The 14,717-nt window shown below is 47.9% G+C and carries 13 protein-coding genes; all 13 read left to right on the forward strand.

The window, feature by feature from the left end; all coding sequences use genetic code 11:
* Positions 1–32: 32 nt before the first annotated feature.
* The 13 genes from yabP (at position 33) to nadC (ending at position 14,716) form a co-directional block, all read left to right on the forward strand.
* The gene (yabP, locus tag MKY85_RS00280; protein ID WP_342571534.1) at positions 33–317 is read left to right on the forward strand and encodes a sporulation protein YabP; all 285 of its coding nucleotides are present in this window, start codon (positions 33–35) and stop codon (positions 315–317) included.
* Positions 314–883 (forward strand): spore cortex biosynthesis protein YabQ, encoded by a 570-nt coding sequence (yabQ, locus tag MKY85_RS00285; protein WP_124118809.1) that lies wholly within the window; start codon positions 314–316, stop codon positions 881–883. Before yabP ends, yabQ begins: the two co-directional genes overlap by 4 nt.
* Positions 884–894: 11 nt before the next feature.
* Positions 895–1,230: a septum formation initiator family protein gene (locus MKY85_RS00290; RefSeq protein ID WP_076254642.1), complete on the forward strand. Its 336-nt coding sequence runs from the start codon at positions 895–897 to the stop codon at positions 1,228–1,230.
* 198 nt (positions 1,231–1,428) lie between these two features.
* Positions 1,429–1,959, forward strand: a complete 531-nt coding sequence (locus MKY85_RS00295) for a S1 domain-containing RNA-binding protein (protein WP_017691357.1) — start codon at positions 1,429–1,431, stop codon at positions 1,957–1,959.
* A gap of 487 nt (positions 1,960–2,446) precedes the next feature.
* On the forward strand, positions 2,447–4,954 hold the full coding sequence (spoIIE, locus tag MKY85_RS00300; protein WP_339238936.1) for a stage II sporulation protein E: 2,508 nt from the start codon (positions 2,447–2,449) through the stop codon (positions 4,952–4,954).
* An 85-nt stretch (positions 4,955–5,039) separates the two neighbouring features.
* Positions 5,040–5,792, forward strand: coding sequence for a VWA domain-containing protein (locus tag MKY85_RS00305; protein ID WP_339238937.1), 753 nt, complete (start codon positions 5,040–5,042; stop codon positions 5,790–5,792).
* Entirely contained in the window at positions 5,776–6,723 is a 948-nt protein-coding gene (locus tag MKY85_RS00310) for a serine/threonine protein kinase (protein ID WP_253428901.1), read from the forward strand. The genes MKY85_RS00305 and MKY85_RS00310 overlap by 17 nt, the downstream gene beginning before the upstream one ends.
* A gap of 44 nt (positions 6,724–6,767) precedes the next feature.
* Positions 6,768–8,207 carry a tRNA lysidine(34) synthetase TilS gene (tilS, locus tag MKY85_RS00315; RefSeq protein ID WP_342571535.1) on the forward strand — a complete coding sequence of 480 codons (1,440 nt, stop codon included), beginning with the start codon at positions 6,768–6,770 and terminating at the stop codon, positions 8,205–8,207.
* A gap of 52 nt (positions 8,208–8,259) precedes the next feature.
* Positions 8,260–8,799 (forward strand): hypoxanthine phosphoribosyltransferase, encoded by a 540-nt coding sequence (gene hpt, locus MKY85_RS00320; protein WP_017691352.1) that lies wholly within the window; start codon positions 8,260–8,262, stop codon positions 8,797–8,799.
* 100 nt (positions 8,800–8,899) lie between these two features.
* Entirely contained in the window at positions 8,900–10,945 is a 2,046-nt protein-coding gene (gene ftsH, locus MKY85_RS00325; protein WP_339238940.1) for an ATP-dependent zinc metalloprotease FtsH, read from the forward strand.
* A gap of 299 nt (positions 10,946–11,244) precedes the next feature.
* Positions 11,245–12,183 carry a quinolinate synthase NadA gene (nadA, locus tag MKY85_RS00330; protein ID WP_017691350.1) on the forward strand — a complete coding sequence of 313 codons (939 nt, stop codon included), beginning with the start codon at positions 11,245–11,247 and terminating at the stop codon, positions 12,181–12,183.
* A 35-nt stretch (positions 12,184–12,218) separates the two neighbouring features.
* Complete coding sequence (gene nadB, locus MKY85_RS00335) at positions 12,219–13,853, forward strand: L-aspartate oxidase (RefSeq protein WP_342571536.1); 1,635 nt, start codon at positions 12,219–12,221, stop codon at positions 13,851–13,853.
* Positions 13,850–14,716, forward strand: a complete 867-nt coding sequence (gene nadC, locus MKY85_RS00340; protein WP_339238942.1) for a carboxylating nicotinate-nucleotide diphosphorylase — start codon at positions 13,850–13,852, stop codon at positions 14,714–14,716. The genes nadB and nadC overlap by 4 nt, the downstream gene beginning before the upstream one ends.
* Position 14,717: the final 1 nt, after the last annotated feature.

Genomic DNA, 14,717 nt, shown 5'->3' on the forward strand with positions numbered 1-14,717 from the left:
TAAGCTAGGTGTAAGAAGGAGGGGTACATGCCATGGTTGAGCACGGTAAGACCAAACAGCATCATCTGAGCATGCAGAATCGGAAACTGCTGGATCTGACGGGTGTCACCAACGTGGAGAGCTTCGACAGTGAGGAATTTTTGCTGCAGACTGAACTTGGGCATCTGACCATCCGGGGGCACAATTTACATATCAAAAACTTGAGCCTGGAGGAAGGCCTCTTATCCATTGAAGGCACTGTCAGTTCTCTGCAATATCTGGACCCCGGTTCCCAGAACAAGAATAGTAAAGGCCTGTTCGGCAAGATGTTCCGATGAGTCCGGATACTCAATGGATCACATTGATGTGGATGCTTACTTCGGGGGTCGTGATGGGAATGGCCTACGACAGTTACCGGGTACTGTCCGGACAGCTGCGGTTTCCGAGGTGGAGTATTCACACGCTCGATCTGTTGTACTGGGTTGCTTCCGCGCTGTTCGTTTTTCGGATGCTATACGCCGGAAACCACGGACAGTTGCGGTTTTATGTCTTTTTGGGGCTGATTATAGGGGTTTGCTTCTATTTTTGGCTTTTAAGTGTTACAACCCAGCGTTTTGTGGTAATGTTAATTAAACTCGCAAGAACGCTGATTCATTGGTGTGGACATATCCTTAACATCCTGATCGTTATGCCGGTTAAAGGAATTTATAAGTTCATTCGCGTATTATTCGGTTTTGTAATTGCGATACTATTATTCCTGGGCAGGCTGGTACTGCAATGTTTGGTACCTTTCGGCAAGTTGTTCCGCTGGATGTTTAGGCCGCTCCTGAAATATTGGGTAACGCCACGCTTCATGATCCGTGTGGGTACAAGAATTGCAGCGATATGGAAACGCTGGTTTTAAGGAGGTCCGTAATGGGTAAAACACCTGTGGGCAGATCAAAGGCTCCAACTAACCAAGGAAAATCTGCCGGTGCAAAAAGGCGCCTCATGCTTTGGATGACGTTTATGATTGTATTTGTAATATGGGCAGGATATACATTCCTTGTGCAGAATGCACAAATTTCGGACAAGAGTTCTCATCTGGCTACTCAGCAAGCTTCAAAGGAAGATACGTTGAAGAAGCTGGAACAGTTGAAGTACGAAGTCAGCCGGTTGAATGACCCTGAATACATAGGACAGCTGGCGCGGAAAAAAGGATATTATCTTCCTGAGGAAACGCCGATCCAGGTTGAAGAGTCAGGGAACTGATGGAATTCGGTCCATTACCGAGCTAGGTTTGTTATCCGTGTGTCTGAAGCCGTTAAACCGGAAAAAATAGGCTCTCTGATGGGGTAGTGTTCAGTTGACCTTGGTTTACGGCATAAGGTATAATTACATTAGCGCAGCATTGATTTTGGCATTCAAAAAATCGGGTTGTATATTTTTAAGGGAGGATCATTTTATTCTATGGCAATTGAAGTGGGCACCAAGTTAGAGGGCAAGGTGACAGGAATCACGCATTTTGGAGCATTTGTGGATCTGTCAGGAGGTGTCACGGGTCTCGTTCACATCTCGGAAATCGCCGACAATTACGTCAAAGATGTCAACGACCACCTGAAGCTGAATGACCTCGTTACAGTGAAGGTTATCAACGTTGACAAGGATGGCAAGATCGGACTTTCCATTAAGCAAGCTGTTGACAAACCGGTTGAGCAACAAACACAATCCAGACCCCCGAGAGCTCCTAGACCGGAACGCAGTGGAGGAGATCGCGAACGATTCAGCGGCGGAGGCCCAAGTGGTGGCCAAGGTCGTGGTGGCGGCGGCGGTGGATTTAACCGTGGTGACCGCGGAGGCCGTTCTTTCAAGCCCGCAGCAGGCAAACCTTCATTTGAGGATAAAATGTCACGCTTCCTGAAAGATAGTGAAGAGCGGATCTCTTCGCTTAAGAAGAACACAGAAGGCAAACGTGGAGGCCGCGGAGCCAAGCGTGTGTAATCTGTCACAACCTGATCTAAACATATAAGAGAAACCGTTAGCCCCTGGGCTAACGGTTTTTTTGCATTTCTTTTACAGATGACTTTTCACAGATAAGTAGGTGAATAGCTTTTTTTGTAAGGTGAAGCTCCATATCCCCAGTTTTTCTGCACGGCAAAATGGAATCATAAGAACATTTGTCGTCTACCATTTTTTACCGACAGGTTTCCGTGGCATTCCACAGCTATCCTGCTCAAATGATGGCGAGACCACACCAGCTCCGATTCAAAATCAGACATTCCGATTGTCGGAATCAAGGAAGGGAAGGACAGAAACCACAATAAGGCCGGGGGTTTTGCTCCACCGCGCCAGACTCATTTCTTTTGTCGTAAACTTTTTGGACCCTGCCCACCTATTCTGACAAACTACGTCTTCTATTCTATCTATAATCAGAACCATCGAGAACGAAACACGAAAATTCAAATTAATCGAATGGGGTGCCTTGAGGATGATGGAAAAGTGGAATGTCATTCAATTTCCGGGAATGAAAGCAGGTAAAGGTGGTACGGAAGCTCGGGAGGAGTTGTCTGTACGTCTGAAACATTGGCTTGGCTCCCGCAAGGCTGTCCAAATGGTGGCTTCCCGCAAATGGGTACTGCTGCTTACGTTTATGGGATTTCTACTCGGAAAGGCGATGATCCTGAATGAGTTATCTCCTTTTGCCATTGCGTACTTCGCCGTAATTGCTTTCATGCGCAGGGATTACATCATTCCGGTAGGCGCCGCTCTACTCGCAGGTAGTCTCTTTGCACCGTTTCCCGTACCACTCATTGTTGCATCAGAGATCGCCATCTTTTATCTGCTCTTCCGCGGTCTGGAGTCATATGATCGTGCTGAATTATCTTATGCGCCGACGATGGTGTTTACCACTACATTTATGGTCAAATTATTCGCGGTTGTGATCGGGCCATCCTTCAGCTGGTACGCTATGCTGATGCTCACGATGGATTCGGTACTAAGCTTCGTGCTTACCCTTGTTTTCATACAAGCCATACCGATCTTCACCTACCGCAAAAAAAAGTTCAGCCTAAAGAACGAGGAGATCCTCTGCCTGATTATATTGCTCGCATCCGTTATGACGGGAGCTGTGGGGTGGACCATTCAATCCTTATCCGTCGAGCATATGCTCTCCCGTTATCTCATATTAATCTTTGCGCTGGTGGGCGGAGCCCCCCTCGGAGCCTCAGTTGGGGTCATTACCGGCTTGATTCTGAGTCTGGCTGACATGTCAGCGGTGTATCAGATGAGCCTGCTTGCTTTTGCCGGGATGCTGGCAGGGATGCTTCGAGAGGGTAAACGTGCGGGGGTTGCACTGGGCATGCTGCTAGGTTCGTCCATTCTATCCATATATTTGGGTGGGCCAGGTGATGTGATGAATTCATTATGGGAGACATGTGCGGCTATCGTTCTGTTTATGTTGACACCTAAGAGCTTGATGACGGCGATATCGAAATATGTACCAGGTACGCAGGACCATACCAAATCCCAGCATGAGTATGCCAAGCGGATTAGGGATATCACAGCAGAACGGGTCACTCGCTTCTCGCAGGTATTCCGTCAATTGTCACGCAGCTTTGATCAGATGTCCGGTGCGGGCGAGCCAGTACAGAAAGAAGGTGGAATGGATCATTTCATGAATGCGGTTGCCGAGGGCACATGTGCAAGCTGCTTCAAGCGTACGCAATGTTGGGATGCCAAGTTTATTCAGACCTACAAATACATGACCGATGTGATGAGTACCATTGAAGGGAACCCGGAGATTTCAGGTAAGCAGATTCCAGTGGAATGGAACAGGGTGTGTTCGAAGCCGGAAGAGGTACTTGAAGTCATGCGTGCCCAATACGGGCTGCATCAACATAACATGCAGTGGAAACGCCAGATTATTGATAGCCGGCAGTTGGTTGCAGAGCAATTGTCCGGTGTATCTCAGGTCATGGAAGACCTGGCCAAAGAAATTCAGCGGGAAAGTGAGGAGATGGTGCAACAGGAGGAACAGATTCGGGATGCACTGGAGTCACTGGGCCTGTCCATTCACTCTATTGAGATCATCAATCTGGAAGCGGGCAATGTGGAAATTGAGATAGTACATGCATATACACGGGGATTCGATGAGTGCCGGAAAATGATCGCTCCGCTGATCTCGGATGTACTGGACGAACATATCGCCGTCTTGCATGAGACGATGACCGACCCTCGCCAGGGACTGGCGACTGTTACGTTTGGTTCAGCCAAAACGTTCGAGGTAACCACCGGTGTTGCTGCTGCTGCCAAAGGGGGAGATGTGATGTCAGGCGACAGCTTTAGCACAGTTGAGTTAGGAAACGGTACATTCGCGGTTGCGCTCAGTGATGGAATGGGCAATGGGGAACGGGCTCGCATGGAGAGCAGCGCGGCACTGAACATACTGGAGCAGTTGCTACAGTCAGGCATGGACGAGAAACTGGCGATCAAATCCGTGAACTCCGTTCTGATGCTGCGCTCCCCTGAAGAGATGTATGCCACAGTCGATATGGCGCTGATTGATGAATATACGGCAGAGACAACGTTTATGAAAATCGGTTCAACGCCAAGCTTTATCAAACGTGGACAGGAGGTTATTCAAGTTTCAGCCAGCAATTTGCCAATCGGTATTATTAAAGATATTGAAGTGGATTTGGTGACGGTACAGCTACAACCAGGTGATATCCTCATTATGATGACGGATGGCATCTATGATGCACCGGGGTATGCTGTGAACAAAGAGCTATGGATGAAACGACTCATTCAAGAGATTGATACAGACGATCCACAAGATTTGGCCGATTGCCTGCTTGAAAGTGTCATAAGATATCAGCAGCATGAAATTCTGGATGATATGACCGTCGTTGTTGGAAAAGTAGAGCATTTCCGTCCTGAATGGGCCACACTGCGTGTGCCCGGCATTAATCGGATGGAGCGACCACGGACCGTCAGCTAATTGCATATTCTTCTGTTTGAAGTCTCTTCAATCTGGCAATGCTAGTCATAGAGTTGGAGAGTAACGAATAACGGAGGGATATCGGATGAAGCAAATCTTATTGATCACCGACGGTTGTTCCAATGTAGGACCAAGTCCGGTGCTGGCAGCGGCCGAAGCACAGGAAGAGGGCATTACGGTTAATGTAGTTGGTGTGATTGATTATGGAACCATTGGTGAGTTGGGCAGTCGGGAGATTGAGGATATTGCCAGAGCCGGAGGTGGAATCAGCCAAATCGTAGGTACACGGCAGCTTGCCCATACCATGCAGATGATGACAAGGAAAACGGTGGTTCAGACTATTCAGCAGGCGGTTAATAGAGAGTTAACACAAATTTTGGGGGAGAAGGAGCCCAAAACGGTAACCGATCTGGAGCCTGCACAACGCGCCCGGGTCGTGGAAGTGATGGATGACATGGCTGAAACTACAGCCTTACAGGTGATATTGCTAATAGACGTCAGTGCCAGCATGAAGCCCAAACTGGCAGCGGTTGAAGAGGGCATTCGCGATTTAATGTTGAGTTTGCAGGCGCGTGTAGGTCAGAGCAAGCTTTCCGTATTTCATTTCCCGGGACGACACAGTGGAGAAGATGCGGTAATGGATATTGACTGGACAACGGATCCAGGCCGTGTTCGGTCCCTGTTTGGAAGGTTGCAGATGAAGGGCGCAACACCGACAGGTCCTGCAATTCAGAAGGTGATTGATTTTTACCGTTATGGTACACTGGAGGAACAGCAGGAAATAGAAGGGAACTATCGCATTGAAAGAGAAGGGATGCTCGGTGACAACGTTGTCTGACGCCTCTTTCCCGCCAGGAACAGTGGTTACAGGGAAATGGAATCGCAGTCGTTACACGATTCGGAAGCTACTGGGCAAAGGAGCCAATGGCATCGTTTTTCTTGTCCAACGGGGTGAAAATGGCAAACACTACGCGCTAAAAATGGGATTTGATCCGGTAGATCTACAATCGGAAGTCAATGTGCTCAAATCTTTTCAACTACAGCGTAATCATGAAGCCCTTCGGCAGAGCGGCATTCCTTCCTATCTTAAAGATGTGGATGATTATGCCGTTCGTGGCCGGGATATTCCCTTTTATGTGATGCGTTACGTTAGAGGTGAGGCTCTTCATCACTTCATTCGGCGTCAGGGGACAGACTGGACACTTCTGGTGGGACTTAGGCTCTTGCAGAAGCTGGCACAATTGCATCAGGCAGGATGGGTGTTTGGTGATCTCAAACCTCAGAATGTGCTGGTATCCGATTATGGGCAGGTAGAACTGATCGACTACGGCGGAGTTACGTCTATTGGTCGAAGCGTCAAGCAGTTCACCGAATGGTATGATCGGGGCTTCTGGAATGCAGGCAGCCGTACAGCCGATGGTACCTATGATGTGTTTGCATTTGCATTATTGTTGATTCATGTACTTGAAGCAGACGCGCTCAAGGCACTGGCAGCAGAAGGATTACCACAACTGCGAAGTGTGAATCAGCTCGTAGCGCTGGTGGAGCGCAGTGAACGACTGGGTCCTTTTCGCAATTGGACGATTCAGGCACTACGAGGTCAGTTTCGTGATGCAGGTCATGCGGCACAAGCGTGGAAGGAAATGATGGCTCGTCCCACGCCTCTACGCCGTCGTTCCAAAAGTACAACACCGCGCTGGCTTAAGAACGCATTCGCTGTATCTGTGATATTACTTATTGGAGTGCTCATCTATGCACTGCGTTTCTGATCTGTGAGAGTGCATATACATAACGCAAGGAATGAGGAACAGGTATGGAGGCTTTACGCTGGAACATGCTGGTGAAGAACGTGCTGGATGCAGCGGAAGAGCATCAGTTATGGGTTCCCGGGGATCGGATTGTCGTCGCAGTATCGGGCGGGCCGGACTCGGTGGCTTTTTTGCATATCATGCACGAGATCAGCAAGCGGCATGTCCCGCTTGAATTGATCTGTGCGCATGTGCATCATGGTTTCCGTCCCGAATCGGATGATGAAGCCGACAAAATGATGGAACTGGCACAGCAGCTTGGCATTGCATTTGAATGGACCAAGGCCGATGTTCCTTCATATATGGAGCTGACGGGTCAAGGACCACAGGAGGCTGCTCGCAACAAGCGGTATGCTTTTCTACATGAAGTAGCTACCAAGTATAATGCCGCAAGCATCGCTTTGGCACATCATGCGGATGATCAGGCGGAGACAGTCATGCTTCATTTGCTTCGTGGAACCGGCTTGTCGGGACTCTCAGGAATTAAGTTTAAAAGGCGAGAAAAAAATGTGGAACTTATTCGTCCATGCCTTCGTATAAACAAGACAGACCTTGTAGAAGCTTGTAATACCCAGGGTTTTATGTATTTTAATGATGAAAGCAACACCCTGCGTAAATATCGGCGTAATGCCATTCGCTTGGATGTGCTTCCTTTTTTGGGGCAGTATAATGGACAACTCACGCCGTCATTGAATCGGCTTGCCGAAATTGTGGGTGATGAAGACGATTTCATGGAGCAGAGTGCATATGACACATACAGGTGTCTAGTGCAGGTGAACGGCGGAAGGCAAACCTTTGAGGTGCCTTCCTTCTTGAAGTTACATGTCGCTTTACAACGAAGGTTGATTAAACTAATATTGAATTATCTGCCTTTGGACAGTGATTTTGTCGACTTTACCCGTATAGAAACCATTCGACACAAGGTCATGGAGACCGATGTGACGACCTGGAGCCTGGATATAGGACAGACACTCGCCTGCACTCGGGAGTATAATCTGATTTCTTTCGGCATACGGACGGACGTACAGGATCAATCTTACGAGTATCGTCTTGCGCAATGGAGTGGAACTTATGAGCTTTCACTCACCCCAATTAATCGATATATTCGGTTGATGACGGTGAGTCCCGAGGACTATCATGTACCGGAATCGGCGGATCAAGCCGCGTTTGATGCGGATCAACTGCTTATGCCGCTGGTTGTGCGTTCACGGTTACCTGGAGATACCATGAAAGTAATGGGATTAAACGGAAGCAAAAAGGTGAAAAATATTTTCATCGATGAGAAAATCCCCCCATCTGTCCGTCCACGTATTCCTGTGGTATGTGATGGAGCAGGTCATATCATCTGGTTACCGGGTGTTCGACGGTCCAGTGTGGCTCCTGTCAGGGAGGGTACTTCCGCAATCCTGTACATGACTGTAGGCGATTCAGCGATTCAGGGGTAGTGGTTATGGTTCAGGTAAGGCTTTCATAGTATAACTTAGGAGGTTCGCACAGTTGCAGAACGACATTCAAGAAGTATTGATCAGTGAAGAAGAAATTCAGAGTAAAGTCAAGGAATTAGGTGCAACACTAAGTGCCGAATATGCAAACCGCAATCCTTTGGTCATTTGTGTGCTCAAGGGTGCGTTTATATTTATGGCTGATTTGGTTAAAAACATAACGGTACCTGTTGAAATGGATTTTATGGCGGTATCCAGTTACGGCGCTTCCACCAAGTCATCAGGTGTTGTCAAAATCATTAAGGATCTGGATGTGTCCGTTGAAGGACGGGAAGTTTTGATTGTCGAAGATATTATCGACAGCGGACTTACACTCAGCTATCTGATTGAACTGTTAGAAAACCGCGGTGCCGAATCGGTGCGTGTGGTTACGCTGTTCGACAAGCCTTCAGGCCGTAAAGTTGAGTTGGAAGCTCATTACACAGGCTTTGACATTCCTGACGCGTTCATCGTTGGTTACGGTTTGGATTTTGCGGAGAAGTACCGGAACCTGCCCTATATTGGGATTTTGAAGCCGGAAGTCTATAGTAGCTAATATCCTGCCCGACCCAAGCCTTGAGCTGTTCTTGGCTTCTGTTGAGAAGCCATGTCGGGCTATGTTAAAATAATTAAAGTGTCTCGAGAGGAGGTAGGGGATGAATCGGTTCATCCGGAATTCTGGTTTTTATTTGATTCTTTTTTTAGTTGTGGTGGGGATAGTCCAGTTCGTCAGCAATGGCGGCGAAGCCACCGATAATCCTAGATATGATCAGTTGCGTGCAGCGATCAAAGCCAACAATGTCTCTGAATTGACGGTTCAATTCAACGGTCAAACGTATCTCGTGACCGGTCAATACAAGAAGGCACCAGATGGCGCCAAATCAGAAAATTTCTCAACGTATATTCCTCCTACGGATGAGGCAATTAGTGAGCTTGTAGCTGCAAGTGAAACTAACAATTTCCAATATCATCAGGAGCCAATGAAAGGTGACAGCATCTGGTTGACGTTGCTGACTTCCTTTATCCCTTTGATCATTATGTTCCTGCTGTTCTTCTTCCTGTTTAATCAGGCTCAAGGCGGCGGCGGTAAAGTAATGAACTTTGGTAAAAGCCGTGCTCGTCTCTATAACGAAGAGAAGAAGCGGGTTACATTTGAAGATGTTGCGGGTGCTGACGAAGAGAAACAGGAGCTTGTTGAGGTTGTAGACTTCCTCAAGGACCCTCGTAAATTCGCAGCAGTAGGTGCACGGATTCCTAAGGGCGTATTGCTCGTAGGTCCTCCAGGTACAGGTAAAACGTTGCTCGCTCGTGCGGTAGCCGGTGAAGCGGGTGTACCATTCTTCAGTATTTCAGGTTCCGACTTCGTGGAAATGTTTGTCGGTGTCGGTGCATCACGTGTACGTGATTTGTTTGAAAATGCAAAGAAAAATGCGCCATGTATCATCTTTATCGATGAGATTGATGCTGTAGGACGTCAGCGTGGTGCTGGTCTTGGTGGTGGTCACGATGAGCGTGAGCAAACACTTAACCAGTTGCTCGTTGAAATGGACGGTTTCGGAGCTAACGAAGGTATTATCATCGTAGCTGCAACGAACCGTGCAGATATTTTGGACCCTGCCTTGCTGCGTCCAGGACGTTTTGACCGTCAAATTACGGTTGACCGCCCTGATGTAAAAGGTCGTGAAGCTGTCCTGAAAGTACATTCCCGTAATAAACCACTGACTAAAGACGTGAAGATGGATATTATCGCGAAACGTACAACAGGTTTCTCTGGTGCAGATTTGGAGAACCTCTTGAACGAAGCGGCATTGCTAGCAGCACGTCGTAATCGTAAAGATATTTCCATGAAAGAAGTTGACGAAGCGATTGACCGTGTCATCGTTGGTACGGAGAAGAAAAGCCGTGTCATCAGTGATCGTGAGAAACGAATCGTTGCTTATCACGAAGCAGGCCATACCATTGTAGGATACTTCCTGGAACATGCTGATATGGTACATAAAGTGACCATTATCCCGCGCGGACGTGCGGGTGGATATGTAATCATGTTGCCAAAAGAAGACCGTATGCTGGTTACCAAGCAGGAACTGTTGGATAAAGTAACCGGACTTCTCGGAGGTCGTGTAGCTGAAGAATTGTTCATCGGAGAGATTGGTACTGGTGCATACAGTGACTTCCAGCAAGCGACAGGTATTGTTCGCAGCATGGTTATGGAATACGGAATGAGTGAGAAATTGGGACCTATGCAATTCGGAAGTTCACAAGGACAGGTATTCCTTGGTCGGGATATCGGTCATGAACAGAATTACTCGGATTCCATTGCATATGAGATTGATCAGGAAATGCAACGCTTTATCAATGAATGTTATGAGAAATGTAAGGACTTGCTTGTTAAACATTCAAAAGAGATGCATCTGATCGCTCAAACTTTGCTTGAGGTAGAGACTTTGGAAATGGATCAGATCAAGCAATTGATCGAAACAGGTTCCTTAACTCCAAAAGCAGAGAACGACAATGATGGTGAAGGCACACCAACTGAAGGCGGAGAGCCAATCATCGACAACATCGGTGATGTGCGTGTCCGTATTCAAGGTAAAGATGAAACGCCTGAGCCACCAGCAGGAGATATTCCAAACGAGTCTCCGAATTTGGAAAAAGGTAATAACAATAACCCGGATGATGGCGGAACGAAGCCAACGTCTTAATGAATAATACATCTGGCTATGCCAGCAGGTGAAATCAGGAGAGCCCTTGGGCTCTCTTTTTTTGTCCATTATTTTAAAAGAGGATAGATACAGATAAACGGGAGTTAGATGGCGAACCAGTTAGCAAACAGGTGGTTAAGGTGCTGTACCGGGCCTTTTTCATTTATTGACAGAGTCGTGAACGTTGTGTAGATTAGTTGTTAAACCGCTTGTGATTCGTTTCTCAAGCGACATTAACGACTTAGGATGGCCCTACGAAACAGCGTATGACGCTGTCCCGATAAAGGAGAGGATCACAGGTGGAAGCTCTGGCTTTAGAGCGCAAGGCTGAGATGAACCGCGAGCTGCGTGAGCGGCTGATGGAATTGAAGAAGGAACGGAATGCCATTATTCTTGCCCATTATTATCAACGTGACGAGGTACAGGAGGTTGCTGACTTCCGTGGAGATTCGTTTTTGTTAGCCCAGAAGGCAGCACAAACCGATGCCGATGTAATTGTTTTCTGTGGTGTTCATTTTATGGGTGAAAGCGCTAAAATTCTGGCGCCGAACAAAACAGTTATTATTCCGGATGAACGTGCGGGCTGCCCGATGGCAGATATGGTGAACGTGGATGGACTACGCAAATTGAAAGCACAACACCCTAACGCCAAGGTGGTTACTTATATCAATTCCTCGGCTGAGATTAAGGCTGAGACTGACATCTGTTGTACTTCAGCGAATGCAGTTCGGGTTATTCAATCGGTGGATTCCGACGAGATTATCTGGGTACCTGATAAAAACCTGGGACATTACGTGCAGCAGCATACAGACAAAAAAATGATTATCTGGGAAGGTTACTGCAACACGCATGATATGCTCACAGTCAAGGATGTGGTGGAGATGAGAGCTAAGCATCCAAATGCAGAGTTTGTTGTTCATCCAGAGTGTCGCCCTGAAGTTGTGGAAATGGGTGATTTTGTGGGCAGCACAACAGCTATTCTGGAGTATTGCAAAAATTCATCAGCGAAGGAATTTATCGTAGGTACCGAAGATGGCACAGGATATCAGCTTCGTCTGGACAGTCCGGATAAACAGTTCCACTTTGCTACCAAGTTCCTCGTATGTCCCAATATGAAGGTGAACAACTTGAAGAAACTGGTGAAATGCCTGGAAACGATGAAGCCGCAGATCTACGTGCCACCGGCTGTTGCCGACAAAGCCAGAGAATCACTAGAGCGCATGTTGTTGGTAAAATAGGATGCGCTACTCTTGCTCCAAGACAGGTGAATAACATGATACCGCAATATTTAGTTGATTTTGATCTGTCTGCGCTACCCATGGTAGAGACGGATGTACTCGTTATAGGCTCAGGGATTGCTGGCTTGTTTACTGCTATTAAGGCCAGTGAACAACAACGTGTATTAATGATCACGAAGAAGTCATTACTTGAAAGTAACACCAGATATGCGCAGGGAGGAATCGCTGCGGTTATTGCTGAGGATGATTCACCTGCTTATCACTTGCAGGACACACTTGTTGCAGGAGCGGGTTTATGCCGCTCCGAGGCGGTAGAGGTATTGGTGAATGAGGGTCCGGACGGAGTGAAGGAACTGATTCGTCTGGGTACTTTGTTTGATCTGGAGAACGGCGAGTTGGCATTGACGCAGGAAGGTGCGCATAGCCACCGCCGTATTTTGCATGCCAACGGGGATGCCACGGGATATGAGATTGTACGTGCACTTGCTGTCGAAGTGAATGACCATCCCGGGATTGAAGTATGGGATGAGCATTTTGTTGTTGACCTGATTACAGAGCGAGGGGAATGCATTGGCGCACTGGTTCAAAAGGATGACGGATCGCAAGTGTTCGTGAAAGCACAGGCAACCGTTCTTTGCTCTGGCGGGGCAGGGCAACTATACCGATACACAACGAACCCGGATGTAGCTACTGCCGATGGTGTAGCAATGGCCTACCGGGCTGGGGCTATCGTGCGTGACATGGAATTTATCCAATTCCACCCCACCTCTCTTTGTTACCCGGGGGCCCCGCGTTTCCTTGTGTCAGAAGCCGTACGTGGTGAAGGAGCATATTTGCGCAATGTGAAGGGCGAACGTTTCATGGATCGTTATCATGTCCAGCTTGAACTGGCCCCACGCGATATCGTGGCAAGAGCGATTGTTAGTGAGATGGAGTCCACCAACAGTACGTTCGTGTATTTGGACATTACGCATGAACAGCCAGAGATGATCAAGCACCGGTTTCCTACCATATATGAGACTTGTATGCGTTATGGATTGGACATGACAACCGACTGGATTCCCGTTGCACCTGCTGCCCATTACATGATGGGTGGCGTGAAAACGGATTTAAGTGGAGAAAGCAGTATCTCCCGATTATTTGCTTGTGGCGAGGTATCTTCTACAGGAGTGCATGGAGCTAACCGACTGGCAAGCAACTCCTTATCAGAAGCGATTGTATTTGGTCGGAGAATTGTTGAGCGTATTCAATCTCTTCCTCCGCTTGGTTCATTACAAGGAAGAGCGGGTGCGCCTTCATCTGCGGGCATGAATAGCAAGATCAACAAGATCATGGAAGAGCAAAAGCCGGTATCCGAAAGACGCTTACGATTACAGAAAATGATGGTTCGTCAGGTAGGCTTGCGCCGGAAAGGTGAGGACCTGCGGAAGGCCATGGAGAAGCTGCAACAGGAATTGCAGTTTTTTGATCAGACACTTACTCATAAGGAAGAGTTGGAGTATGCCAATCTTCTGACCTGTGCCTGGTTAGTTACCGGTGGCGCATTACACCGCGAGGAGAGTCGGGGGGCTCACTATCGTGAGGATTTCCCGGTACGTGATGATATGGTGTGGCAGAAGCATAGTCTGCAGCAGCGAGAACAAGCGATTGTGGAGGAATTGATGTCATGATACTGAACGGATATAATGAAGGGCTTATCGAATCAATCAAAAACTGGCTTCGTGAAGATGTCGGTGCAGGTGACGTTACAACGAGTGTGACGATCCCAGCAGGCAACCAATCCAAGGCTATTATACACGCCAAAGACAATGGTATTATTGCAGGCATGACTGTGGCTGAACTTGTATTTCAGATCGTTGATCCTGATCTTGTTTTTACACCGAAGGTAACAGACGGAGACAAGGTTACCCACGGCACAATTTTGGCCGAGGTAGAGGGAAGTACACACTCGCTACTTACGGGGGAACGACTGGCACTCAACTTGCTGCAACGTATGTCCGGGATTGCTACGCGTACGCGTGCTTACGTTGATCTGCTGGATGGACTTGAGACCAGACTTGTGGATACACGTAAGACAACGCCGGGTCACCGATTACTTGAGAAATACGCAGTGCGCGTGGGTGGCGGAGCGAATCATCGATTTGGACTGTACGATGCCGTTATGATTAAGGATAACCACATCAAGGGTGCAGGCGGAATCACCGAGGCGGTACAGCGTGCGCGAACCGTTATTCCACATACGATGACGATTGAAGTGGAGACTGAAAATCTGGAGCAGGTGAGAGAAGCCTTGCAAGCCGGGGCAGATATCATTATGCTGGATAACATGCATCCAGAGCGGATGCGTGAAGCGGTTGAGCTTATTCGTGAACAGGCTCCTCATGTGAAGGTTGAAGCATCCGGTAACGTATCCCTCCAGACCATTCGTGGTATTGCTGAGAGTGGTGTGGATGTAATCTCGGTTGGCAGGTTAACCTATTCTTTTGAGAGCCTGGATATCAGCTTGGATTTAAATGAAAAGAAAGAGGGGTGAA

Origin of the sequence: Paenibacillus sp. FSL R5-0749, assembly GCF_038595085.1 — a bacterium.
Taxonomy (GTDB): domain Bacteria; phylum Bacillota; class Bacilli; order Paenibacillales; family Paenibacillaceae; genus Paenibacillus.

Excerpts from the sequence above, each read along its gene's own strand:
- yabP (WP_342571534.1), top strand. The coding sequence starts at position 33 with ATGGTTGAGCACGGTAAGACCAAACAGCATCATCTGAGCATGCAGAAT.
- yabQ (WP_124118809.1), top strand. The coding sequence starts at position 314 with ATGAGTCCGGATACTCAATGGATCACATTGATGTGGATGCTTACTTCG.
- MKY85_RS00290 (WP_076254642.1), top strand. The coding sequence starts at position 895 with ATGGGTAAAACACCTGTGGGCAGATCAAAGGCTCCAACTAACCAAGGA.
- MKY85_RS00295 (WP_017691357.1), top strand. The coding sequence starts at position 1,429 with ATGGCAATTGAAGTGGGCACCAAGTTAGAGGGCAAGGTGACAGGAATC.
- spoIIE (WP_339238936.1), top strand. The coding sequence starts at position 2,447 with ATGATGGAAAAGTGGAATGTCATTCAATTTCCGGGAATGAAAGCAGGT.
- MKY85_RS00305 (WP_339238937.1), top strand. The coding sequence starts at position 5,040 with ATGAAGCAAATCTTATTGATCACCGACGGTTGTTCCAATGTAGGACCA.
- tilS (WP_342571535.1), top strand. The coding sequence starts at position 6,768 with ATGGAGGCTTTACGCTGGAACATGCTGGTGAAGAACGTGCTGGATGCA.
- ftsH (WP_339238940.1), top strand. The coding sequence starts at position 8,900 with ATGAATCGGTTCATCCGGAATTCTGGTTTTTATTTGATTCTTTTTTTA.
- nadB (WP_342571536.1), top strand. The coding sequence starts at position 12,219 with ATGATACCGCAATATTTAGTTGATTTTGATCTGTCTGCGCTACCCATG.
- nadC (WP_339238942.1), top strand. The coding sequence starts at position 13,850 with ATGATACTGAACGGATATAATGAAGGGCTTATCGAATCAATCAAAAAC.